Annotated in this window: 21 protein-coding genes; 7 read left to right on the forward strand and 14 right to left on the reverse strand. The window is 64.5% G+C overall.

The annotated features are described in order from the left end of the window. The first annotated feature begins 127 nt into the window (after window positions 1-127). Window positions 128-1,255, forward strand: a complete 1,128-nt coding sequence (locus tag MUH00_RS01165; protein WP_247001843.1) for a hypothetical protein — start codon at window positions 128-130, stop codon at window positions 1,253-1,255. A 51-nt stretch (window positions 1,256-1,306) separates the two neighbouring features. On the opposite strand, the gene MUH00_RS01170 is transcribed toward MUH00_RS01165, so the two are convergent. The 4 genes from MUH00_RS01170 to MUH00_RS01185 all read right to left on the reverse strand — a co-directional run bounded on the left by MUH00_RS01170 (window position 1,307) and on the right by MUH00_RS01185 (window position 6,626). Next, window positions 1,307-2,101 carry a VOC family protein gene (locus MUH00_RS01170; RefSeq protein WP_247001845.1) on the reverse strand — a complete coding sequence of 265 codons (795 nt, stop codon included), beginning with the start codon at window positions 2,099-2,101 and terminating at the stop codon, window positions 1,307-1,309. 63 nt (window positions 2,102-2,164) lie between these two features. Further along, complete coding sequence (locus MUH00_RS01175; RefSeq protein ID WP_247001847.1) at window positions 2,165-3,991, reverse strand: Na+/H+ antiporter NhaC family protein; 1,827 nt, start codon at window positions 3,989-3,991, stop codon at window positions 2,165-2,167. A gap of 104 nt (window positions 3,992-4,095) precedes the next feature. Then, window positions 4,096-5,205, reverse strand: a complete 1,110-nt coding sequence (locus MUH00_RS01180; RefSeq protein WP_247001849.1) for an OBG GTPase family GTP-binding protein — start codon at window positions 5,203-5,205, stop codon at window positions 4,096-4,098. A 101-nt stretch (window positions 5,206-5,306) separates the two neighbouring features. Then, window positions 5,307-6,626 carry a tRNA(Ile)(2)-agmatinylcytidine synthase gene (locus tag MUH00_RS01185; RefSeq protein WP_247001851.1) on the reverse strand — a complete coding sequence of 440 codons (1,320 nt, stop codon included), beginning with the start codon at window positions 6,624-6,626 and terminating at the stop codon, window positions 5,307-5,309. 169 nt (window positions 6,627-6,795) lie between these two features. Between MUH00_RS01185 and MUH00_RS01190 the strand changes: the two genes are divergently transcribed. Then, window positions 6,796-7,761 carry a transcriptional regulator gene (locus MUH00_RS01190; protein WP_247001853.1) on the forward strand — a complete coding sequence of 322 codons (966 nt, stop codon included), beginning with the start codon at window positions 6,796-6,798 and terminating at the stop codon, window positions 7,759-7,761. Window positions 7,762-7,907: 146 nt separating this feature from the next. Here the strand turns inward: MUH00_RS01190 and MUH00_RS01195 are convergent, their stop codons facing one another. Further along, a complete protein-coding gene (locus MUH00_RS01195; RefSeq protein WP_247001855.1) occupies window positions 7,908-8,165 on the reverse strand; it encodes a glutaredoxin family protein in 258 nt (85 codons plus the stop codon). 109 nt (window positions 8,166-8,274) lie between these two features. Then, window positions 8,275-9,723, reverse strand: a complete 1,449-nt coding sequence (locus tag MUH00_RS01200) for an NCS2 family permease (RefSeq protein ID WP_247001857.1) — start codon at window positions 9,721-9,723, stop codon at window positions 8,275-8,277. 228 nt (window positions 9,724-9,951) lie between these two features. Between MUH00_RS01200 and MUH00_RS01205 the strand changes: the two genes are divergently transcribed. Then, window positions 9,952-10,614 carry a potassium channel family protein gene (locus MUH00_RS01205; RefSeq protein ID WP_247001859.1) on the forward strand — a complete coding sequence of 221 codons (663 nt, stop codon included), beginning with the start codon at window positions 9,952-9,954 and terminating at the stop codon, window positions 10,612-10,614. Window positions 10,615-10,883: 269 nt separating this feature from the next. Here the strand turns inward: MUH00_RS01205 and MUH00_RS01210 are convergent, their stop codons facing one another. The 3 genes from MUH00_RS01210 to MUH00_RS01220 all read right to left on the reverse strand — a co-directional run bounded on the left by MUH00_RS01210 (window position 10,884) and on the right by MUH00_RS01220 (window position 14,002). Beyond that, complete coding sequence (locus MUH00_RS01210) at window positions 10,884-11,972, reverse strand: DNA methyltransferase (RefSeq protein WP_247001861.1); 1,089 nt, start codon at window positions 11,970-11,972, stop codon at window positions 10,884-10,886. A gap of 432 nt (window positions 11,973-12,404) precedes the next feature. Then, window positions 12,405-13,055, reverse strand: coding sequence for a class I SAM-dependent methyltransferase (locus tag MUH00_RS01215; protein WP_247001863.1), 651 nt, complete (start codon window positions 13,053-13,055; stop codon window positions 12,405-12,407). Beyond that, window positions 13,055-14,002: an NAD(P)/FAD-dependent oxidoreductase gene (locus MUH00_RS01220; protein WP_247001865.1), complete on the reverse strand. Its 948-nt coding sequence runs from the start codon at window positions 14,000-14,002 to the stop codon at window positions 13,055-13,057. The genes MUH00_RS01215 and MUH00_RS01220 overlap by 1 nt, the downstream gene beginning before the upstream one ends. Window positions 14,003-14,221: 219 nt before the next feature. Here MUH00_RS01220 and MUH00_RS01225 point away from each other — a divergent pair, with 219 nt between their 5' ends. Continuing rightward, window positions 14,222-14,620: a helix-turn-helix domain-containing protein gene (locus MUH00_RS01225; protein ID WP_247001867.1), complete on the forward strand. Its 399-nt coding sequence runs from the start codon at window positions 14,222-14,224 to the stop codon at window positions 14,618-14,620. Window positions 14,621-14,626: 6 nt separating this feature from the next. On the opposite strand, the gene MUH00_RS23100 is transcribed toward MUH00_RS01225, so the two are convergent. The 3 genes from MUH00_RS23100 to MUH00_RS01235 all read right to left on the reverse strand — a co-directional run bounded on the left by MUH00_RS23100 (window position 14,627) and on the right by MUH00_RS01235 (window position 16,539). Next, window positions 14,627-15,148 carry a sulfurtransferase gene (locus MUH00_RS23100; protein WP_425603032.1) on the reverse strand — a complete coding sequence of 174 codons (522 nt, stop codon included), beginning with the start codon at window positions 15,146-15,148 and terminating at the stop codon, window positions 14,627-14,629. A gap of 330 nt (window positions 15,149-15,478) precedes the next feature. Continuing rightward, window positions 15,479-16,321, reverse strand: a complete 843-nt coding sequence (locus MUH00_RS01230) for a beta-keto acid cleavage family enzyme (protein WP_247001869.1) — start codon at window positions 16,319-16,321, stop codon at window positions 15,479-15,481. Beyond that, window positions 16,318-16,539: a hypothetical protein gene (locus MUH00_RS01235; RefSeq protein ID WP_247001871.1), complete on the reverse strand. Its 222-nt coding sequence runs from the start codon at window positions 16,537-16,539 to the stop codon at window positions 16,318-16,320. Before MUH00_RS01235 ends, MUH00_RS01230 begins: the two co-directional genes overlap by 4 nt. 110 nt (window positions 16,540-16,649) lie before the next feature. Here MUH00_RS01235 and MUH00_RS01240 point away from each other — a divergent pair, with 110 nt between their 5' ends. The 3 genes from MUH00_RS01240 (at window position 16,650) to MUH00_RS01250 (ending at window position 20,025) form a co-directional block, all read left to right on the forward strand. After that, window positions 16,650-17,615, forward strand: a complete 966-nt coding sequence (locus tag MUH00_RS01240) for a ring-cleaving dioxygenase (protein WP_247001873.1) — start codon at window positions 16,650-16,652, stop codon at window positions 17,613-17,615. Window positions 17,616-17,681: 66 nt separating this feature from the next. Further along, entirely contained in the window at window positions 17,682-18,920 is a 1,239-nt protein-coding gene (locus MUH00_RS01245) for an iron-containing alcohol dehydrogenase family protein (protein WP_247001875.1), read from the forward strand. A 97-nt stretch (window positions 18,921-19,017) separates the two neighbouring features. Continuing rightward, a complete protein-coding gene (locus MUH00_RS01250; protein WP_247001877.1) occupies window positions 19,018-20,025 on the forward strand; it encodes a glutathione S-transferase family protein in 1,008 nt (335 codons plus the stop codon). A 118-nt stretch (window positions 20,026-20,143) separates the two neighbouring features. On the opposite strand, the gene MUH00_RS01255 is transcribed toward MUH00_RS01250, so the two are convergent. Both MUH00_RS01255 and MUH00_RS01260 read right to left on the reverse strand, forming a co-directional pair. After that, on the reverse strand, window positions 20,144-20,365 hold the full coding sequence (locus tag MUH00_RS01255; RefSeq protein WP_247001879.1) for a DUF7535 family protein: 222 nt from the start codon (window positions 20,363-20,365) through the stop codon (window positions 20,144-20,146). A 96-nt stretch (window positions 20,366-20,461) separates the two neighbouring features. Beyond that, entirely contained in the window at window positions 20,462-21,262 is an 801-nt protein-coding gene (locus MUH00_RS01260) for an NAD-dependent epimerase/dehydratase family protein (RefSeq protein ID WP_247001881.1), read from the reverse strand. Window positions 21,263-21,324: the final 62 nt, after the last annotated feature.

A 21,324-nucleotide genomic window follows, 5' to 3' on the forward strand; every position in this document is an offset into this window, starting at 1 on the left:
CCGATACTGTCGGCGTATTCGCAAATCGGCGTGTTCGGTTCGAACGCTCGAATTTCGATCCGGAGCCGACGGCGATCGGTAGTCGAGCCAGAAATACTTTATGGGCACACTTTCAACCGTTCTCCCGATGGAACTCAACCGACGAACGCTGCTCGAGCGAGCGGGGGCGACGGCGGCGGTGTCTACGGGTGCGATAGCCGGCTGTCTCGGCGGGGGCGACTCCGGTGGAAGCGACGACGGGGCTGGTGAGAACGACGGCGACAGCGAGGAAGCCGGGAGTAGCCTTCCTTCGTACGCGCGATGGTTATCATGGGATGAAGACGAGAAGGCGACGTTTTACACGTACGTCGACTGGGCGGCCCTCGACGCTGCCGGCGAGGCCGGCGAAACGACGGGCAACTGGAGCGACGAGGGTGCAGAGAACGAGCTCCTCGACCAAGAGGACGTGATGCTCGCCTTGCCGATGATGAGCGTTCTGGTCGTCGCGTTCGTCGGCGGATTTGGTCTGGTGGGGACCGGGCTCTCGGGGCTGCTCACCACTGACGAGAGCGAATCAAGCGCGACGGGAGCGTCGACCGAGTTCGAGACGACGATCGACGAGATCCTCCTGGTCAACGACGCGATCGTCATGGCGGGCGACGTCCGGGCGGACGAGATTCACGACGCGTTGACGGACGCACCCGAGGACGACTGGTCGGTAGCGATCCAGTACGAAGAAACCGACGCGATCGGTGAGTTCGCCGTCTACGAACCGGGCGAAGGAGCGAGCCGAGAACAAGGCGGTGCGATCGCCGTCGGCGCCGATGGGATCGTCATCGCGAACGGTTCCGATGGCGGTGACGCGGTCGGCACCCTTCGCGGCCCGATCGAAGCCTCCACCGGCGACGGCGAGCGGGCGGCCGACCGCGGTGGCGACTTCGAGTGGATGCTGGGACAGGCCGGTCACGGCGACACCGTATTCGGCGGCTACGGCGAATTCGACGACGCCGGAGACGTCGAGGGAGATGTCGAGTCCGTCGACGGGGCCGAACTCGACGAGCTGGGCGACGCAAAGGGTGTCGTTAGCTCGCTCACGATCGAGAGCGAGACGGAGTGGTCCGGCGAGTTCGCCGCCGCCTTCGAAGAACTCGACGGGGACGCCGAAGCCGAACTCGAGGCGAGACTCGGGGCGTCCGCGGACGAGGTGTCCTACGAAGTCGACGGCAACCGAGTCACCGCGTCGGCGACCTGGAACGAAGACGTTCTGGACGAGTAGCCGCCGATCGCCGACCGGTCCGACGCGAACCGAACGGTATCGAATCGAGGGTCAGAACGGGAACAGCGAGTCGGCCTCGGGATCGCGTTCGAGCAGTTCGATCTCGTGGCCGTCCGGGCCCCTCGTGAACGCGTACATGTTGTCGTTGCTCTCGGGATCGCGGTGGTCGTCGGCTTCGCGTTCCACGAGCACGTGCCAGTCGTCTTCGAGGTCGTCGACGCGGATACAGAGGTGGCCCCAGGCGTCGCCCATGTCGTAGGTGCGGCCGTCGTAGTTGTAGGTGAGTTCGACGGACATCTCCTCGGGTGCGGCGCCCTCGCGCTCGACGAAGTAGTTGGCGAAGGTGTCGGACTCCCAGCGTCCGGCCTCGTCGTACTCGAACTTCCGGGTCCAGAAGCCGAGCGCCTCGTCGGCGTCCTCGACGCGGATCATGGTGTGATCGAGCGACCACAGCGCGCCCTCGGCGGGGTCGCGCTGGACGATCTCGACCTCGTGGCCGTCGGGGTCCTTGACGAAGGCGTAGCGGCCGCCGCAGGACTCGGGGTCGCGGTAGTCCTCGACGCCCTCGTCCATCAGCTGCTGGTAGTAGTCCTCGAGTTCGCCCTCGGGGACGCGGACGGCGATGTGGCCCCAAGCGTCGCCGACCTCGGGCTCCTCGCCCTCATTGTGGGTGAGCTCGAGCATGGCGCCGTTCTCGTGCATGTCCTCGGGCCCGAGGTAGACGATCGTGAAGCCGTCGCCCTCGTAGCGGTCCTTCTCCTCGTAGTCGAGGTGGGTCCGGTACCAGTCGAGGGAGTCCTCGAGATCGGCGACGCGAATCATCGTGTGATCGAGCGTTCCGTCCATACGTGGGGGAACGTGTGCCCGGCGCAAAAGGTTGTGGAAGTCGGCCGATTCGTCGGCGATCGCCTAGCCGGCGTCTTCCGTCCGATCGTCGACGCGAGTGCTCGAGTCCGTCGGCGACCCCGATTCCGCCGCCGGTTCGTCGGGCCCCGACGTGGCCGTCGTGTCGGCGGCGGGTTTCCTCGGTCCGCCCGTGGTCTCTCGCGACGCGTTGACCGACACCGGGTCGACCCCCTTGCGCCGGGCGTCGAGTTCGGAGAGGCCGTAGACGAGGGCGATGAGCACCGCCACGCCGATCGGCAGGAGGACCAGCGGCGTGATCCGGGTGACGCCCCACACGAGCAACAGCGCGATCGCCACGATACCGACCGTTACCGCGTAGTAGAGCTGGGTCCTGACGTGGTCGACGAGGTCGGCGCCGGTGAACGTCGACGAAAGCACGGTGGTGTCGGAGATCGGAGAGGAGTGGTCGCCGAAGATCGCGCCGGAGAAGACCGCCCCGACGACCGCCGCGACCATCGTGTGATCGTTCGCGAGCCCCCAGGCGACGGGGATCGCGATCGGCGTCAGGATCGCCATCGTCCCCCAGGAGGTTCCGGTCGAGAACGCGATGAACGCCGCCGTCAGCAGGACTACGGCCGGGAGCACGGCCGCGGGGAGGAACTCTCCGACGTACGTGGCGACGTAGTCGCCCGTCGCCAGGGCCGCGACGACCTCGCCGATCCCCCAAGCGAGCACGAGAATCGAGACGGCGGTGAGCATGATTCCGAAGCCGTCGATCGTCGTGTCCGTCGCCTCGCGGAAGTCGAAGATGTCGTAGACCCTCCCCAGGACGAACCCGGAAACGACCATTGCGAACGAGCCGTAGGTCAGCGCCGCCGCGTAGTCGGCGTTCGTCACCATGTCGTACAGGCTGGCCCCGGACTCGTGCCCCGTCAGGAGGGCCGAGCCCACCGTGACGACGACGAGCACGGCGACCGGCGCGAAGAAGTTCACCAGCCGGGGGGTCGCGGCCGCGGGTTCGCCGAGGTCGGCCTCGACGTCTTGCATCGGCTGAGCGTCTTCGCGATAGACCTTCCCGGTTCGCCAGGAGCGGTGCTCGGCGTCGAGCATCTCGCCGTAGTCCCGTCGGCTGACGACGACGATCGCCACCATCGCAATAGCGAGGATGGCATACATATTGAACGGAATGGAGTTGAGGAAGACCTCGAACGCCGAAGGGGGGTCTTCCACCCCGAGATCGCTGTACGCGTCGCGGATGAGGCCGAGCTGAAACGCGACCCACGACGAGATCGCAAGCGTCGCGACCGGGGCCGCGGTCGAGTCGACGATGTACGCCAGCTTCTCGCGGGAGATCCGGAGCTGGTCGGAGACGTCTTTCATCGCGCTCCCGACGATTGCCGTGTTGGCGTAGTCGTCGAAGAACAGCAGGACGCCGAGCAGCCAGGCGGCCACGCCCGCCCCGCGCGGGGTCTCGATCTTCGAGAGCGCCCAGTCCCGGACGGCGTAGGAGCCACCGAGGTTCCAGATCATAGCGACGCCCGACCCGAGTAACAGGGTGAACAGCAGGATCTGCGCGTGGAACCCGTCGTCTGCGATGATTGCGGCGACGATCCAGTCGAAGGTTGGAACCAGGCCGAAGCCGGAGGTAACGACACCCTCGCCCCACGAAACCGGATCACCGAAAAAGTTCGCCTCGGGCGAGATCGTCCCCTCCGTAACAAGGCCTCGAAGCCAACCGCCCGGATCGTCGAACAGGATCGGTCCCCCAGCGTGTAGGATCCCGCCCGACCAGATCCCGAGGAACAGCGAGAGCACTGCTTTTCTCGTGACGATAGCCAGCACGATCGCTAACAGCGGCGGGACGAGCGAGAGTGCACCGAATTCGGACATACCGGAGATTCATCGAGCGATCGGATAATCTTGATCCTTCGACAGCCATTACATTCCAAACAATTTAGAAGTGATAAGAAAATGGCATCGCGGTCGGGACCGCGCTACCGCCGCAGAATCAGCTTCAGCACGTCTTCGTCCTCGAGAACGTGATCCTTCCCCACCTGCTGCTCGTCGTGGGTCGCGCTGGGGCCGGTGACGCGGGCGAAGCGGAACCGCTCTTCCATCTCGCCGCCGAGCTTCTCGATCGCTTCGCCGACGGTCGTTCCCTTCCGGACGACCAGGGGCTCTTCCCAGTCGATGCCCCGTCCGGGTTTGTTCATGTAAACCCGGATGAGGCCGAGGTTCTCCCAGATTCGATCCTTGAGCGCGTCGAGGCCCTTCTCCTTCTCGGCGCTGATGAACGTCACCTCCTCGGGGTCTAAGTCGCGTTCGCGGAGCTGCTCGTCGACGGTCTCCTTGTAACTGGGCTCGATCAGATCGACCTTGTTCACGCAGGCGATCGAGGGGATGTACTCGCGGTTCTTCATCAACCCGTCGACCAGCCGATCGATGCTCACCTGCTCTTGGAGGTTGACGTCGGCGTTGACGTAGCCGTGCTCGCGGAGGACGTCCTTGATCGTCTTCTCGTCTAACTCCTGTTCGACGCTCGAGGTGATCTTGATGCCGTCTTTGATCTTCGGCCGGACCGTGACCCGCGGGGGCTCCCGATCGACGCGGATGTTGATGTCGTACAGTTCCTCTTGGAGCCGATCGTACTGGTCGATCTCGAACACCGAGAGGACGAAGACGATCAGATCGGCGTTGCGGACGACCGCCAGCACCTGCTGGCCATCGCCCCGACCCGTCGCGGCGCCTTCGATTAGCCCGGGCACGTCGAGCATTTGGATGTTCGCACCCCGGTGCTGGAGCATGCCGGGATTGACGTCCAGCGTCGTGAACTCGTAGGAGCCGGTCTCGCTCTCGGCGTTAGTCAGCGAATTCAGCAGCGACGACTTGCCGACGCTGGGAAACCCGACGAGGGCGACGGTCGCGTCGCCGTGTTTCTCGACGGAGTAACCGGTCCCGCCGCCCGCCGAACTCTGGTTTTGCAGCTTCTCTTTTTTCTCCGCGAGTTTCGATTTCAGACGGCCGATGTGGGCCTCCGTCGATTTGTTGTAGGGCGTGTTGGCGATTTCTTCCTCGATCTTCTCGATCTCCTCCTCGAGCCCCATTTGTCCCTAGCAAGCCGGTCGCGTCGAAAAACCCTTTCGAGAATCGCCGATCGAATCCGATCCCGAGGCTGCCGCGGTGTCGCCGCCGACCGCGATCGACGCTACCGTTCGGGGTGCGTCGGCGCGTCGAACCCGCCCCGGACCAGGGGTTTCGCGATGTGTCGGCGGGCGCACGGGGGCACCTCGTACCAGCCCGGTTCGAGGTCGCGATCGATCTCGATCGTCGCCTTCCCGTCGGCGTGGGTCCCACAGTCCCGACACCGATAGCCCTGGTTCCGGCCGGCGCTCTCCATCGTCCGCTCGCAGGCCGGACAGATCGGCGTCGCGCGATCGGTCGTCACGAGGTCGCGAACGGCGATCTTCTCGAGTTTGAGCGTCCCGCGGGCGACTTCGCCGCAGACGGTGAGCCGATCGCCGACGCGAAGCGCCCGGACGCGATCGCGGAACCGTTTCGTGGGTTCGAAAGCGGCACACGGCAGTTGCGGCGTTTCGGGGTCGCAGGTATCGTCCGCGGCCGCGGACTCTCGGTCGGTAGCGTCGGCTTCGAGTTCGAAGAACACGTGGCCGCCGCGACGCGTTTCGGGTACCGTCGCCACCCGGCCGTCGAGTCGGTAGGCGCGGCCGTCCGCCGCCGACTCGATCGAGCCCTCCCGTAGGTGGACGTCGGTCCCCTGGTTCGTGCGAAACAACTGACTCGCAGCGACGGGTTCGCTCTCGATTTGATCCGCGACCGCCCGGACGCCGTCCGGGTCGTCGCCGCGGATCCCGTGGAGGATCGGCCCCGGCGTGTGCGGGACGCAAACCGTCTCGCCCTCGCCACGGTCGACGGTGTCCCATACCTCGGGATAGCCTCGATCGGCCGCCGCGAAGACGGTCTCCCTGTCGACCTCGCGCTCGGTGCCCCACCGATCGGGCTCGCGGTAGGAGATGAACTCGTAGGTCCACTCGTCGAGGGCGTCCCAGCTTCCGACGGCCGCGAGCGCCCCGATCCGGCCGCGGCCGGTTCCCTCGCCCCACGACAGGTAGCCGACGCGATCGATCAGCGCCGCGGCGTCCGCGGGGTCGAGGTGGTCGCGGATCGCTCGTCGGGTGAAGCCGCTCACCTCGGTCGGCGCGTCGCCCGGGCCGTGATCGGCCACGACGAGCCCCGGGTTCGTCCGCTCGTCGGTCGTCTCCGCGAGGTCCGCGAGCCGATCGCGCGCGAGTGCGAACGCCCGTTCGGGCGCGGCGTCGGTGTGGATCGCCAGCGCGGCGTTCCCCCGCGTCTTGTACTCGACGGCGGGGTTGAGCCTGACGAGGAGCAGTCGCGTGACCGAGGCGCCCACCTCGTGGCGCAGTCGCTGGGCGACCTGTGTGGCGACGTAGGTCGTACACATTCCTCGCTCGCGAGAGTCCGTATCGTCGATCCCGACGACGGTCATCGCTGGCCCTTGTAACCCGGCGGAGTAACGCCTTTCGGGACGGTGCGATCGGCGTGAACGATCGTGAACCACTATATAATGGTGTTGCCGAGATGAATTGAAATCGCATGCGGGCAGCGTGGTTCAGTCGGGGAAACCTTATTATATGAGGAATCACTTACATCCCCGTATGTCCCGCTCCGCACTGGTCGGCAACGTGACCGCGATGTTAGAGGACGCGGAATTCGTGGTCAGCGACCGGTGTGCGATCCGACCGAAGAGCTTCGACGTCGCCGCGCGGCGGAGCGACGACCTCCTGCTCGTGAAGATCCTCGGCAACATCGACGCCTTCAACGAGGAGACCGGCCACGAGATGCGCCGCCTGGGCACCTATCTCCACGCGACGCCGCTCGTGATCGGCCTTCGCAGTCGCGACGAGGATCTCAAACCGGACGTCGTCTACTTCCGCCACGGCGTCCCCGTTCTCAGTCCCGACACCGCGTACAACCTGTTCATCGAGGGCGTTCCGCCGCTGATCTACGCGGCACCCGGCGGCCTCTACGTCAACATCGACGGCGACCTGCTCGCCGACGAGCGCGAGGATCGCGACTGGAGCCTCGGTCGGCTCGCGAACGAACTCGGCGTCTCGCGGCGCACCGTCTCCAAGTACGAAGACGGCATGAACGCCTCCGTCGAGGTCGCCATGGCGCTTCAGGAGCTGTTCGACGCGCCGCTGACGAGCCCCGTCGACGTACTGGAGGGCGCCGACGACGTCCACGAATCGGAATCGACCCCGGCGGACCCCGAGGCCGACCCCGACGACGAGAAGGTCGTCGCTGTCCTCACGCGGGCGGGTTACCAGGTTCACCCGACGGTCCGATCGCCGTTCAAAGCCGTCAGCGAGGACGAAGACGACAGCGACGTCGTCCTCACCGGCCACTCCAAGTTCACGAAAGCCGCCGAGAAACGCGCTCGGATCATGAGTTCGATCGGGCGCGTCACACGCACGCGATCGATCTACGTCGTCGACCGGGCGAAACGCGAGTCCGTCGACGGCACCGCGCTGGTCGAGCGCGAGGAACTCGAACAGCTCAGGGACGCGGACGAACTCCGCGACGTCATCCGTGAGCGATCCGAGCGCGAGGAAGCAGCCTGACTCCCGGTCGTCTCTCGTCTCGCCGCGCCCGCATTCGAGAGGGCGCTCGTTCCACCGCGAATCTACCGGATCGATAGCGACGCCGACGGCCCCGTCCACTCAGTCCGCGGCCTCGTCGGCAGTCGGTCGGACGGCGCGACGGCCGCTTACGCAGCGCCGTCGCCGTACGTCTCCTCTAAGTACTCGACGATGTCGTCGCTCTCGGGCATCCCTTCGACGCCGTGGGCTTCGTCCGTGATGACGGGGACGCCTGTTTGGCCGCTGACCGTCTCGACGTCCGTGCGCTCGGCGTGCGATCGCGGGACCTCGATCGTGTCGTAGTCGAGGCCGAGCGCTTCGAGTTTCGTGCGGACTTTCGCGCAGTACGGACAGCCGGGCAGTTCGTAGAACGTGATATCAGCCATCGTGAGTTCGACTGGGGACTCGATCCCTAAGAACGCAGTGGTTGCAGCGGATTTCGGACGAGGACGCGGCAATAGAGCGGGGAACGGGGCGGTACAGCGACGATCGCCGTCAGCCGAGCATGCCGCTGGTGTAGACGTAGAAGTAGCCGATCAGGACGAGGGCGATTCCCCACTGGCCGACGCGGACGTCCTCGAACTCGCCCATCGCGGTCTTGATGAGCGGGTAGGCGATGATCCCGGCCGCGAGGCCGTTCGCGATCGAGTAGGTCAGCGGCATGACGGTGATCGTCAGGCCGGCCGAGACCGCCCACGCGGGGTCCTGCCAGTCGATGTCGAGGACGCCCTGGAGCATGATAACCCCGACGACGACGAGCGCGATGAACGAGGCGTAGGCGGGGATCATCGCGACGAACGGGATCAAGATGAGGGTGGCCAGGAAGAGCGCGCCGACGACGAAGGCGGTGAAGCCGGTTCGGCCGCCCTCCTCGATTCCGGCCGAGGACTCGATGTACGTCGTCACCGTGGAGGTGCCGACCATCGCGCCAAAGGTCGTCCCGATCGCGTCGGCCATCAGCGGCTTTTCAATCTCGGGGAGATCGCCGTTCTCGTCGAGGAAGCCGCCGAACTGGGAGACGCCGATGAGCGTCCCCGCGGTGTCGAAGAAGTCGACGAAGAAGAACGTGAAGACGACCAGCGCGAACGTCAACGGATCGACGTCGCGCAGGCCCTCGACGAACGCGCCGACCAGCGGGGTGATGTCGTAGTGGGGCGACGTGACCATCTGGAAGGAGACCTCGCCGGTCTCCTGGTCGAGCAACACCTCGGGAGCCAGCGTGGAGGCGTTCGCGACGCCGGCGAGCAACAGCGCCCAGCCGGCGGCCGCCGTCCCGAGGATGCCGAGGATGATCGCCCCGGTGATCCCGCGAGCCCAGAGGATGAACGTCAGGAAGAGGCCGAGCAACGCGAGGATCGCGGTCGGATTCTGCGCGATGTCGCCGAGGGCGACCATCGTCGCGGGGTCGGCGACGACGACTTGCATCTCCTGGAGGCCGATGAACAGGAGGAACACACCGATACCGGCGCCGACGGAGAACTTGACCGGTTCGGGAAAGAGGCTGATGACGTACTTCCTGGCGCCGACGGCGGTGATCACGATGAAGATGATTCCTTCGACGAAGACGGCGGCGAGCGCCGTCTGCCACGGGATTCCCAAACCAATGACGACGGTGAACGTGAAGAAGGCGTTCAACCCCATCCCCGGCGCCAGCCCGAACGGACGTTTGGCGTACAGTGCCATGACCGCGATCGCGACCACCGACGCGATGATCGTCGCGATCGCGAGCATCTGGAACACCTCCGGCGCGGTGTACGTCGCACCGTCGATCGTGGTCTGCCGGTTTATATCGCCGTTCTCGTTGAACCCCATGATCGCCGGGAGGAGGACGTTCGGGTTGACTACGATGATGTACGACATCGCGAGGAACGTGGTGATTCCGGCGACCAGTTCGGTCGACAGATCGGTGTCGTGTTCGTCGAAATCGAAGTAATCCGCGATCAAATCTCTGCCCCCATATTGGATGCGCGAGCATACCAACAGGGCTCAGTTAAGTGTTTTCGTCTCCGTCGGCGGATATCTATACACGCTCGTGCGCAGCCGTGGACGCATGACGGTCATCGACGACGGAAATATCCGGTCGGGCGACCGCTCGGGACCCTCGTCGGGAGGCGACGTTCGCCGCCGATCGCGAACGAACGTATTTGACCCCGGAGCGTGTATCTCTCTCCCATGAGGTTTGTCATCGTGGGATACGGTCGGGTCGGCTCCCGAACGGCGCGCATCCTCACCGAAGAAGGGCACGACGTCGTCGTCGTCGACGGCGACCTCGATCGGGTCGATCGGGCCGACGACGACGGGTTCGAGACGGTCCACGGGGACGGCGCCGACGAGGCGGTCCTCGTCGACGCGGGGATCGAGGACGCCGACGCGATCGGCGCGTTCACGCCCGATCTCAACGCCAACTTCGCCGCCTGCATGGTCGGAAAACACCACGGCTGTCGGACCGTCCTGCGGATAGACGAGGACTACCGCCAGGACATCTACGAGAAGTACGCCGCCGACGTCGACGAGATCATCTACCCCGAACGCCTCGGGGCGGCCGGCGCGAAGACCGCCATGCTGGGCGGCGACTTCAACGTCGTCGCCGACCTCGCGACGAACCTCCAGCTAACGGTCATCGGAATCAGCGAGGGATCCCCCGCCGTCGGCAAGCGGATCAGCGAACTCGACCTGCCAGAAGATTCGCGAATCTACGCACACGGGCGCGCAAACGAACCGCTGACGATCCCGCTTCCGGGCACCGAACTGGACGTCGGCGACGAGGTCGCGGTCATCGTCGAGGCCGACCAGGCGGCAGCTCTCCGATCGGCGCTGCTCTCGACGGCCGCCTGATCGCGATCGAACGTCGGTTTTCGGGGCGAAGCGGTTCCGCACGGCCGGTCACGATCAGTGCGCATTGGCGCGGCGCGCCGCCGGCCGAACCGAGATCGCTCTCGCCGAGAAACGGGACGGGAGCAGTGGGGGCAGGCGCGCGACGGTGATGGATGGGAGGGGGGAGTCCGTGCAGCGCGCCTACGTCGGCCGACGAACTGAACGGAGATAAAACCGCGTCAGACGGCCGAACGACGGGGGTCAGACGCGGCTCGCGGAGCGCCGCGAGGTCAGTCGGCGTCGTCGGCCTCGGGTCGGAACACGAGCACGTTCTGGTGGACCATCGAGGGGACGAACGAAAACGGGTAGCCGTAGACGTGGAGGTCCTTCGTGGGATCGTACCAGATCAGATTCGCCGCGAGTGCGAGCGGTGCGGTCGACTCGATCGCCCGCGCGAGGTCCGCCGAGAGAAACTCGTAGGACTGCTCGCGGTACATGTCGCCGATGAAGACCACGACGTGCCCGTCCGGGGCCACCGCGTCGGCGAACCGGTCGAACTTCTCGGCCATGTCCGCGAGCCACTCGGCTTTCGTTCCCGTCTCTCCCGCCTCGTCGTCCGAGTCGCGACCGGGATCGTCCTCGGTTTCGCCGTCGCCGGTTTGACCGTCGCCAGCTTCGTCGGCGTCGAAGGAACCGAGTTTGCTCTCCCGCGTCCGCCGCTCGTTGCGAGTCTGCTCGAGTTCGTCCATGTGCCAGTAGGGCACGTCGGTCAACAGGAGGTCGATCGAGTCGTCGGGGACGTCCGCGATCAGGTCGGCGCAGTCGCCGTGGCGTATTTCCTGTGCTGCCAGGGGCGGCTCGCCGCGGACGCGCCGCTCCTCGTTCTCTCGCTCCAGGACCTCCTCGTAGATCTCGATCCAGCGGGCGTTGCGCTCGAAGCCGATCGCCTCGCGGAGACCGGTCCCCTCGTGTTCGCAAAAACTCGCCCCGAGCAGGGTACCGCCGACGCCGGCGAGCGGATCGAGGACGGTGTCCCCGGCCTTGCTGAACCGGCCGATCAGCTCGGCGCAGAGCCGCGGCGGCTTCTGGCCGCCGTGTTCGCTCCGCAGGTCGTGCTGGACGTCCGGTGGGTACCCCTCGGCGATCACCGACTTCGTCGCGTACTTCCACTCCTTGCCGGTGAGGTCGTTGACCCGGTTGCGCTCGTCGTAGATGCCGCGTCCCTGAATGTACCGTTGATGATCCGCGAGCTGGTCGGTATCGACGACCTCGCCGTCCTCGACCGGCAGGGACTCGTCTCGCGCCCGGTTCGCGTCGAACGCGCCGTCCTCGTCCGTGAACAGGCGACTCTGTCGGTGCCGATCCCCGTCGTCTGCCATGTATCGTGTGGTCTCGCCGATCCCCTAAATACTGGTGTGGATCTCGTCGATCGACATCGTCGGTTGCCGGGAGCGATCGAAACCGACCGACGGCGACGATAACGGCGTTTTTCACCCGGCCGTCGAACTGACAACGCGAATGACTCCCGACGGAGAAGTTACGTTCGTGCTCGTTGGCGCCCTCGCGCTGTGGGTCGGCGCCCGCTGGTTCCGGTGCGCGATCGGGTAGCCGGGCGGACGATCGGAGTCCCGGCGCTGCCTGTCGCGGCCATTGTTCTTGGCGATCCTGGAGAATGGTGGGTCTCGCTGTTTGCCGCCGGAATCGTGAATTAAGCCTTGTGAGGCAGAGGAGTTGGGACACTAGCCACTCTCAACGGTGAGATAGCATCAACCAGAGTGGTTGTCTCTGAGCATGCATACCACAGCCAACGCTTACTTCTCGGCTGTGGATTCCACTGAGCCCGTATCGCCATCGGTTCTTTCGGCGACAAGGACTCCCACTTGGTCGTGTACGCGCTCGACCGCCGTCAGCGCAAATCCGGCGTCGGTGAGTTCGTCAACGAGCATTCCGACGGGTTCCGCATCAACCCCGTGGCCGAATAACGGCTCCTCAGGATCGGGCGAACCGAAGAACATTGCGTCGCCGAGGACGACCCGACGCGGACCGAGATCGGCGATGACCTCAATGGCCTCGCGTTTCCCCTCGTTGGGCAGGTGGTGGAGGGCAAAGTTCGAGACGACGATGTCCACTTCGACGTCGTATTGCGGGTCGCGGAACTCGCCGTAACCGAACTCCACGTTCTCGATACCGTTGTCAGCGGCCTTCTCGCGTGCCTGATCCAGCATCCCCTCGCTGATGTCGCGCCCGACTACACGCTCGGCGTTCCCGGCGAGCGCGAGTGCAATCAGGCCCGTACCGGTTCCAAGGTCGAGTACGACATCGTCGGAACGTGGGTCGGCGTGGTCAATGACGAGCGAAGCGCACGCATTGTATATTTTCTTGTCTTCACTGTCGTGCTTATCGTCGTAGCGATGGGCTATCTGCGAGAAGCGATCGGCGAGCTCCTTGAGGTCCTTGTCCATTATTTCCACCCCCCTTCAAACGCTTCTTGCGAGAGTTCCATATTGACGGTTTTACCGACTTCCGTCCCGTCGCCGACAGCAGTCGCTATTGAATGAGAAGAGCCGCTCGAGGCATCCCCTGCGATGAAGAGCCCCTCGACCGACGTGAAGCCAACACCATGCTGCGACTGTGTAGCTTCGACTAACCCAGCCTGGTTCACTTCGAGGCCGAACTGTTCCGGAAGCTCACTGTGTTGCTTCATCGGCGGGACGTAGAAGAGGGCGTGGCGGGCGATGTCGCGCCCATCCGCGACCGAGACGCTTTCGAGGCCGCTGTCAGAACCATTGAGCGCAGTAATCGGTTCGTCTTCGATTTTGATCCCGCGCTTGACGAACGCTGACCGAGTTTCCTCGTCGAAGACGTCCTCCCCATCGGTGAACACAACCAGGTCCCTACTCAGATTATAGATGAGTTTCGCGTATTCGAGCATGTGTTGGTTGTTGACGAGGACTCCGAGTGGTTCATCACGGACTTCGTAGCCGTGACAGTAGGGACAATGATGCACCCCGTTACCCCACAATTCCTCGAATCCGTCGGTATCAGGGAGGCGATCGCTGACACCAGTCGCTAAAATAACTTTCCGGCTTGTGACAGTTTTGTCATTATCGAGTGTGCTGACGAATCTGTTCCCGTTTTTCGTAACCGCTGTTACCTGCGAATCTTGGAACTCACCGCCATATTGAGCTACTTCTTCACATCCGACGCGACGGAATTCTTGGGGTTCGGTGCCGTCCCGTGTCAGATATCCGTAAGCCTTCGTTGCCGGACCGTTGCGGGGTTCGTCGTTATCGCAGACTAAGACGTTGCGGAGCGAGCGTCCTAACTGGAGTGCAGCACTCAAACCCGCTGGTCCACCACCGATAACGAGAACGTCGTAGTCCACATCGTCGCCGCCAGTTGTTTGCATAACTAGCGCAATGAGGACAATAGTGATAAGATTGTCGCTCGCGGATTAAGGAACGACGCGACTCCATGAACGCGCCACAATCCGGAGATATACCGCGTGAATCTGCTCAAGGCACTCGGTTAGAGCGAATTGAACGTTTAAGATTTTTTGTACGACTGTAGAGATGTATGCAGTAGATGTGCAATCTTTATCTGGTAGCAGCACCAAATACCGACAACAATGGCAGACGCTGTCCTAAAACAACTCCAAGACGAACGGGAATGCGAGGGACTTCTCGAATGTATGCTCGGGCTGAATGAGCTCGACAGAGGGGTGTTTAGACTGTTAGTGAAGTGTCCCGAGTCGCTGACTGTGGATCAGATCGCGGACGTTATTGACCGTGAACGGACGACGGCATATCGTTCGGTCAAACGCCTCCAGGAGGCTGGAGTTGCCAAGAAAGAGCAAGAAAGCTGTCCCAAGGGCGGCTATCATCATGTCTACCGGCCCACAGATCCCGACGAGATTGCAGATGAGTTCCAACGAATGCTCAACGAATGGTATGCGAATACTGGACAACTAATTCAGGAGTTCCGAGATACGTACACGGAGGGCCATCCTCCAGAAACAGGCCCATAGGTGGCATTATCGTCTCTTCTGGCTTCCCCATTCTACCCAAGATCCATCGTAATTCCTCACTGAGTCGAACCCGAGCAACTCAGACAGGACAAACCAGAATAACGAGGATCGGTATCCGGCAGCACAGTAGATAATTATCTCTTGATCTGCGTTTAACTGGTTGCACTCCACGATGGAGCGAAGTTCTTCAATCGGTCTCAGCGTACCGTCCTTATCAACGATCGTTTCAAATGGTATATTCTTACTTCCACGGATACGTGGTTTACTGAAGAGTGAGTTCTTGATAAATCGTGGTACCGCGGTCGCTGAGAGTTCTCCTCGCACCATAAGAGTGGCCCAAATGAGCGTATATGTGAGAGACCCCGTATGCTCTTTTGGATTCCGAACACTAATCACAGGATTATCCTGGTGGGTTGCTTCTTCGACTTCAGTGATCGTTGCTCTGATCTCGGTTCGTACAGTAGAAACTTCGTATCGCTGCGGGGTAAAATCGCTCGGTGAGTCCGTGGTCGGATAATCCGTTGCCATCCAACGGTCTTTTCCACCGTCGAGGAGGCGGACATTATCGTGTCCGAAATATACGAAGTGCCAATACGCATAGGCTGCAGGCGTGTTCTTCTGATCACTATAGAGAACTGGTTGATTACTATTAGTATCATTCGATCCGTTACCGAGTGATGTTCATGTGATGCGACGAGAGGTCGACGATACAACCGCCGTCTTCCATCTGCTGGGCCGCCTGCTGACAGGCAAAGTCGCTGACGTCAGCCTCGATAGCGACTGTCACACATCTCCGTCTTCGGTGTCAGCTACGGCCTTCGCGGCCTCGTCCTCGCTATCCGCGGAAGGAGAGACGAATCAAAGTCCCAGTATCTCGCGCGTCTGTGCGGGCGTCGCGACCTCGCGGCCGAGTTCCTCGGCGACGCGGACGACCCGCTCGACGAGTTGCGCGTTGCTCTCGGCGAGTTCGCCCTTGCGGTAGTAGACGTTGTCCTCGAGGCCGACGCGGACGTGGCCGCCGAGCAACACGGCGAGCGTCGCGAACGGTAGCTGGTGGGGGCCGAATCCGAGAGTGTTGAACTTCGCCCCCTCGGGTAGGTTGGAAACGGCGTTGAACAGATTCCGGGGCCGCGGCCGGGTGAGCGTCCCGCCGCCGAAGATCAGCGTCGCGTAGACCGGTTCGACGAGGTCGCGCCGCTCCAGTAACCCGTGGACTTCGTTCAGGTGGCCGTCGTTGAACACCTCGAGTTCCGGCTTGATGCCGCGATCGCGCATCTCCTCGTGGAGCGAATCGACCAACGCTCGCGTGTTCTCGCTCGTGAGGTGGTCGTACCGATTCAGCGGCCCCATGTCCAGCGAGGCCATCTCCGGCGGCGGATCGGTCCGCAGCGGCAGGTGCCGATCGGCGTTCGGCGCTGCGGTGCCGCCCGTCGAGTGCTGGACGATCACGTCGTCGGCGCGGCGGCGAACCTCGTCGTCGATCGCCTGGAACCGCTCGGTCGCGAACGATCGCTCCCCGTTCGGCTCTCGAGCGTGCAGGTGAACCACCGACGCGCCGGCCGCCTCGACGGCCGCGGCGGCTCGACCGATCTCCTCGGGCGTCTCCGGCAGGTTCGGATTCGCCTCCTTGCCGTGGACGCCGCCCGTCAGCGCCGCGGTGACGATAACCGGCTCGCCCGACAGGTAGTCCTCGTAGCTCATTCGTCGGCTTCCTCCGCGGAGTCCGCCGGTTCGGTCGCCCCCACAGCGTGCTCTCGGTAGATCTCGCAGTGGTCGCTGTGGACCAGGTCGTACCGATCGTTACAGATGTCGGCGCGCATCGGCTGGACGAACCGGTCGGCTGCGGTGCAGTACGCCCGCTCGCGATCGAACGCGAGGTCGCCCGACTCGCGCCGGTACTCGAGGTAGGGACAGCCCATACCACCGTCTCGATCGGAGCCCGATTAAGGGTGGTGCTAACACGGATCGTCCCAGGTAACACCGGCGTCAGCTAAACGATACCCGTGTCCGCTCCCTACCGGAAGCCATCATGACACCGACGACCCCCGGACTCCACCACGTGACGGCGATCGCCGGCGATCCGGACGCAAACGCCGACTTCTACGTCAATACGCTCGGTCTTCGGTTCGTCAAGAAAACCGTCAACCACGACGACACCGGAACGTACCACTTCTACTTCGGCGACGAGCGAGGAACGCCGGGAACGAACATCACGTTCTTCCCGTGGACCGATCGGGGCCGTCAGGGCCGGTTCGGGGCGGGTCAGACCCGGGACGCGGCCTACCTCATTTCACCCGGTTCCGTGGACTACTGGGTCGATCGGCTCGAATCCCGCGGCGTCGGGATCGATCGATCCGAGCGGTTCGGCGAGCCGGTGCTCCGGTTCGCCGATCCGGACGGGATCGGCCTCGAACTGATCGCGAGCGAGGACGCGCTGGAGGCCGACATCCGGCCCTGGGGTGAGGGACCGGTCCCGACTGACCGGCAGCTTCGGGGGTTTCACAGCGTGACGCTCGCCGTCGACGACGTCGGTCCGACGGCCGAGGTGCTCACCGGCGTTCTCGGCTACGAGTTCCAGGGCGAGACGGGCGATCGGCGCCGGTACCGGACGCCCGAGGGTGGTCCAGGGTCGGTCGTCGACCTCGTCGAAACCGACGCCGACAGGGGGCAGATGGGCGTCGGCACTGTCCATCACGTCGCGTACAAGGCGGCGGACGTCGAGGAGCAGGAACGGTGGCGCAGCGCGTTCCAGGACGGCGGGTTGAACGTGACGCAGGTGATCGACCGCAAGTACTTCCGATCGATCTACTCGCGGGAACCCGGTGGCGTGCTCTTCGAGGTCGCGACGACGGGGCCCGGCTTCGCCGTCGACGAGGACGTCGACGAACTCGGATCTTCGCTCACCCTCCCGGAGTGGCTCGAGGACGAACGCGAGCGGATCGAGGCCCAGCTACCGGCGTTCGACGGCCCGAACGTCGAGGACGGGGGCAAGTAACGTGCGTCGAACGAACGACGCGAGCCGGACAAGACGCGTCGAACGGACGAGCGAGAGGGGATCCGCGTGAGTAGACCCGACGGCTTCCGATTCGAGTACGACCCCGGTACCCTCCGGTTCGGCTCCGGGAGCGTCGGCGACCTCGCCGACGAACTCGATCGACGGGGTCTCGATCGGGCGCTCGTCGTCTGCGGGTCGACGGTCGGGACCTCCCCCGAGGTGATCGGCCCCGTCACCGAGGGCCTGGGCGATCGACTCGCGGGCGTCTTCGCGGAGACGACACCCGCGAAACGCCTCGCCACGGCGTTCGACGGACTCGCGGCGATGGAAGACCGCGGCGCCGACGTCCTCGTCGCCCTCGGCGGCGGCAGCAGCCTCGACGTCGCGAAGGTCGTAAGCGCGCTCGCGGCCGACGATCGCGATCCCGACGCGGTCGGTCGGGAGTTCCAGGATCGAGGAACGATCTCGATCCCTGACGGCGAACTGCCGCCGATCGTGGCGATCCCGACGACGCTGGCCGGCGCCGACCTCTCGACCGGCGCGGGCGTCACCGCCTCGCCCGACTCCGGTCTCGTCGACGAGCCGGCGGGCGGCGGCGTCGGCGATCCGCGACTGATGCCGAGCGCGATCGTCTACGATCCCGCGCTCGTCGCGACCACGCCGAAGCGGATCCTCGCCGCGTCGGCGATGAACGGCTTCGACAAGGGGATCGAGACGCTCTACGCGGCGAACGCGACGCCGGTCACGGACGCGACCGCCGTGCGCGGCCTGGGTCTCCTGCGGAATGGCCTCCGGCGACTCGGCGAGGAGGACCCCGCGGAGGACGTGCTCGAACCCGTTCTCGAGGGGACGATGCTCGTCCAGTACGGAATCGCCAGACCCGGCGAGACGACGCTGTCGATCATCCACGCGTTCGGACACGGCCTGACCCGATCGTACGACGTCCAGCAGGGCGCGGCCCATGGCGTCGTCGCACCGCACGTCCTGCGCTACCTATTCGATCAGGTCGACGGCCGGCGCGATCTGCTCGCGGACGCGCTTGGCGTCGACGGTGAAACCGATCGCGATGGCGCGGCTGATCGCGAGGCGCTGGACGATCGAGCCGAGGCGATCGTCGAGGCCGTCGCGGACGTTCGCGACGCGCTGGATCTGCCGGCGCGGCTTCGGGACGTCGATGGCTCGGAACCCGACGAATTCCCGGCCGTCGCCGACGCGATTCTGGCCGACTCCTTCATGGCGAACGCGCCGTCTGGACTGGAGCCGACGCGGGCGGAGATCGAAACCGTGCTCGAAGCGGCGTACTGACGGCGGTCAGTGAACGCCAGTTCCGACGATCGCGCAGCCGACGCCGGTTACGCGAGGGTTAGCGAGGACACTTTTGCGTCCGGGTCCTAGTCGGGGTATGAACATGCTCGTCGACGGCGAGTGGCGCACCGACGCCTCCGAATCGAACAGCGACGACGGGTCCTTCCAGCGCCAGGAGACGACGTTCCGGGATCGGGTCCGCGACGATCCGGACGCCGAGTTCCAGCCGGAGGTCGGCCGGTACCACCTCTACGTCTCCTACGCCTGTCCGTGGGCGCACCGGACCCTGATCACCCGCGCGCTGAAGGGTCTCGAGGACGCCGTCTCCGTCTCGGTCGTCGACCCCTATCGCGACGAGGACGGCTGGCAATTTACGCCCGAGAAGGAGGGCTGCACCCGCGATCACGTCCACGGCGCGGACTACCTGCGCGAACTGTACGTCCGGGCCGACCCCGACGCCACCTGCCGGGTGACGGTCCCTGTCCTCTGGGACACGGAGCGGGACACGATCGTCAACAACGAGTCGAAGGAGATCATGCGGATGCTGGATACCGAATTCGACTCGATCGCGACGAACGACGTCGACCTCTACCCCGAAGGCTACCGAGAAGAGGTCGATCGGATCATCGACGAGATCTACGAGCCGATCAACAACGGCGTCTACCGGGCCGGGTTTGCGACCGAACAGGAGCCCTACGACAAGGCGGTCGACGACCTGTTCGCGGCGCTCGATCGCTGGGACGACGTGCTCGGGGAGCAGCGCTACCTGGCCGGCGATCGGCTCACCGAGGCGGATATCGCGATGTTCACGACGCTGGTCCGATTCGACACCGTCTACCACACTCACTTCATGTGTAACGTCCAGTACGTCCGCGAGTACGAGAACCTCTGGCCGTACCTGCGCGACCTCTACCAGACCCCCGGTTTCAGCGAGACGGTGCGGATGGACCACATCAAGGAACACTACTACACGACCCACCCGGACGTCAACCCGAACCGGCTCGTCGCTCGCGGTCCCGACCTCGACTTCGAGGCGCCCCACGGTCGGGACGAGTTGCCCGGGGAGGCGCCGCTGTCAGCCGCGTCGGCGGGCGCGGACGACTGATCGGGACTCTATCGCGGCTCTCGATCGAAACTCGGCCGCGGACGCCGATCGGCGTCGACGCCGTAGACCGATCGACGAGTCGCGCAGAAACCGATACGAAAACCGAACTCCTCACGCTTTAGGAACCGCTCGGCGGTCGACCCGACTGCTCGCGCCACGTCTGGTAACTCGGTTCGATCTCCTCTTCGGAGGTGACGGCGCGCCAGACGAGCCAGAAGAGCACAAGGATCGGGAGCAACGGCAGCAGTATGATGACGATGGGGACCGCGATAATGTACCCGAATACGGACATCTCGAGGTTTTCCGTGTAACCCGCCCACTCCGACACCTTGTCTGACATGTGTTGGAGTAGGACGGTTCCGCTATTGCGTGTTTCGATATCGGGAATCGATCGCACCCGGTCGGGCGAGTGCGATCGGTGCGAGCGCGCCGTCCCTCACGTCGTTTCCAGCCCGTTTCGGCCGTCGACCTCGTCGTCGAGGACTTCGGCCGCGTCGTCTCTGGGCCGATAGTCGAACTCGAGCATCGTCTCCGACAGCGAGAGGAATCGCTCGGCGTTCCGGGAGATGCCGTGGGCGACCGTCGGCGTCTCGCCGAGCGATCGCGTCGCAGTCGCGCGGATCACGCGCTGACAGTCGCCGGGGCTGAGCCACATCGCGCGGGCGTAGCGTTCCCCGGCCCCGTCGCGATCGGCGATCTCCTCGCGCAGTTCGTCCCGCGAGAGCAGCCAGCCGATCCGTAGGTTGACGACGTCCAGTCCGTGGCGCTTCGCGTAGTACGACCCCATCGCCTCGCCGAAGACCTTGCTCACGCCGTAATAGGTGTCCGGATTCGGCGGGTCATCGGGGCGGACCACGTCTGGTTTGCCGACCGTCGACTCCGGGCGGATCGGGGAGACGGCGTTGTCCATGTTGACCGCGTGGTTCGAACTCGCGAAGACGACGCGCTCCAGATCGTTCTCGACGGCCGCCTCGTAGGCGTTGTAGACGCCGTCGACGTTCGGCCCCTCGATCGTGTCCCACTCGGCCCGCGGATCGGGGTTGGCAGCGAGGTGGATCAGCACGTCCTGGTCGCCGAGCGCGTCGACGAACTCGTCTCGATCGGCGACCTCGAGCGGCGTCGTGTCCAGATCTTCCGACTCGCTGTGCGAGAAGAGCGTCAGGTCGTCGTCCGGAAACGCCTCGATCGCCTCCCGCCCGACCCGGCCCGACGCACCGGTGATCGCGATGTCGGTCATACGGGACGGACGCCGACCGGCGTGAAATAGGTCGGGCCGGCGCGTTCTGGCACGGATTGGAT

Origin of the sequence: Halosolutus gelatinilyticus (assembly GCF_023028105.1) — an archaeon.
Lineage (GTDB): Archaea > Halobacteriota > Halobacteria > Halobacteriales > Natrialbaceae > Halosolutus > Halosolutus gelatinilyticus.

Coding starts and splice junctions, on each gene's coding strand:
- MUH00_RS01165 (WP_247001843.1), top strand. CDS start 128: ATGGAACTCAACCGACGAACGCTGCTCGAGCGAGCGGGGGCGACGGCG.
- MUH00_RS01170 (WP_247001845.1), bottom strand. CDS start 2,101: ATGGACGGAACGCTCGATCACACGATGATTCGCGTCGCCGATCTCGAG.
- MUH00_RS01175 (WP_247001847.1), bottom strand. CDS start 3,991: ATGTCCGAATTCGGTGCACTCTCGCTCGTCCCGCCGCTGTTAGCGATC.
- MUH00_RS01180 (WP_247001849.1), bottom strand. CDS start 5,205: ATGGGGCTCGAGGAGGAGATCGAGAAGATCGAGGAAGAAATCGCCAAC.
- MUH00_RS01185 (WP_247001851.1), bottom strand. CDS start 6,626: ATGACCGTCGTCGGGATCGACGATACGGACTCTCGCGAGCGAGGAATG.
- MUH00_RS01190 (WP_247001853.1), top strand. CDS start 6,796: ATGTCCCGCTCCGCACTGGTCGGCAACGTGACCGCGATGTTAGAGGAC.
- MUH00_RS01195 (WP_247001855.1), bottom strand. CDS start 8,165: ATGGCTGATATCACGTTCTACGAACTGCCCGGCTGTCCGTACTGCGCG.
- MUH00_RS01205 (WP_247001859.1), top strand. CDS start 9,952: ATGAGGTTTGTCATCGTGGGATACGGTCGGGTCGGCTCCCGAACGGCG.
- MUH00_RS01210 (WP_247001861.1), bottom strand. CDS start 11,972: ATGGCAGACGACGGGGATCGGCACCGACAGAGTCGCCTGTTCACGGAC.
- MUH00_RS01215 (WP_247001863.1), bottom strand. CDS start 13,055: ATGGACAAGGACCTCAAGGAGCTCGCCGATCGCTTCTCGCAGATAGCC.
- MUH00_RS01220 (WP_247001865.1), bottom strand. CDS start 14,002: ATGCAAACAACTGGCGGCGACGATGTGGACTACGACGTTCTCGTTATC.
- MUH00_RS01225 (WP_247001867.1), top strand. CDS start 14,222: ATGGCAGACGCTGTCCTAAAACAACTCCAAGACGAACGGGAATGCGAG.
- MUH00_RS23100 (WP_425603032.1), bottom strand. CDS start 15,148: ATGGCAACGGATTATCCGACCACGGACTCACCGAGCGATTTTACCCCG.
- MUH00_RS01230 (WP_247001869.1), bottom strand. CDS start 16,321: ATGAGCTACGAGGACTACCTGTCGGGCGAGCCGGTTATCGTCACCGCG.
- MUH00_RS01235 (WP_247001871.1), bottom strand. CDS start 16,539: ATGGGCTGTCCCTACCTCGAGTACCGGCGCGAGTCGGGCGACCTCGCG.
- MUH00_RS01240 (WP_247001873.1), top strand. CDS start 16,650: ATGACACCGACGACCCCCGGACTCCACCACGTGACGGCGATCGCCGGC.
- MUH00_RS01250 (WP_247001877.1), top strand. CDS start 19,018: ATGAACATGCTCGTCGACGGCGAGTGGCGCACCGACGCCTCCGAATCG.
- MUH00_RS01255 (WP_247001879.1), bottom strand. CDS start 20,365: ATGTCAGACAAGGTGTCGGAGTGGGCGGGTTACACGGAAAACCTCGAG.
- MUH00_RS01260 (WP_247001881.1), bottom strand. CDS start 21,262: ATGACCGACATCGCGATCACCGGTGCGTCGGGCCGGGTCGGGCGGGAG.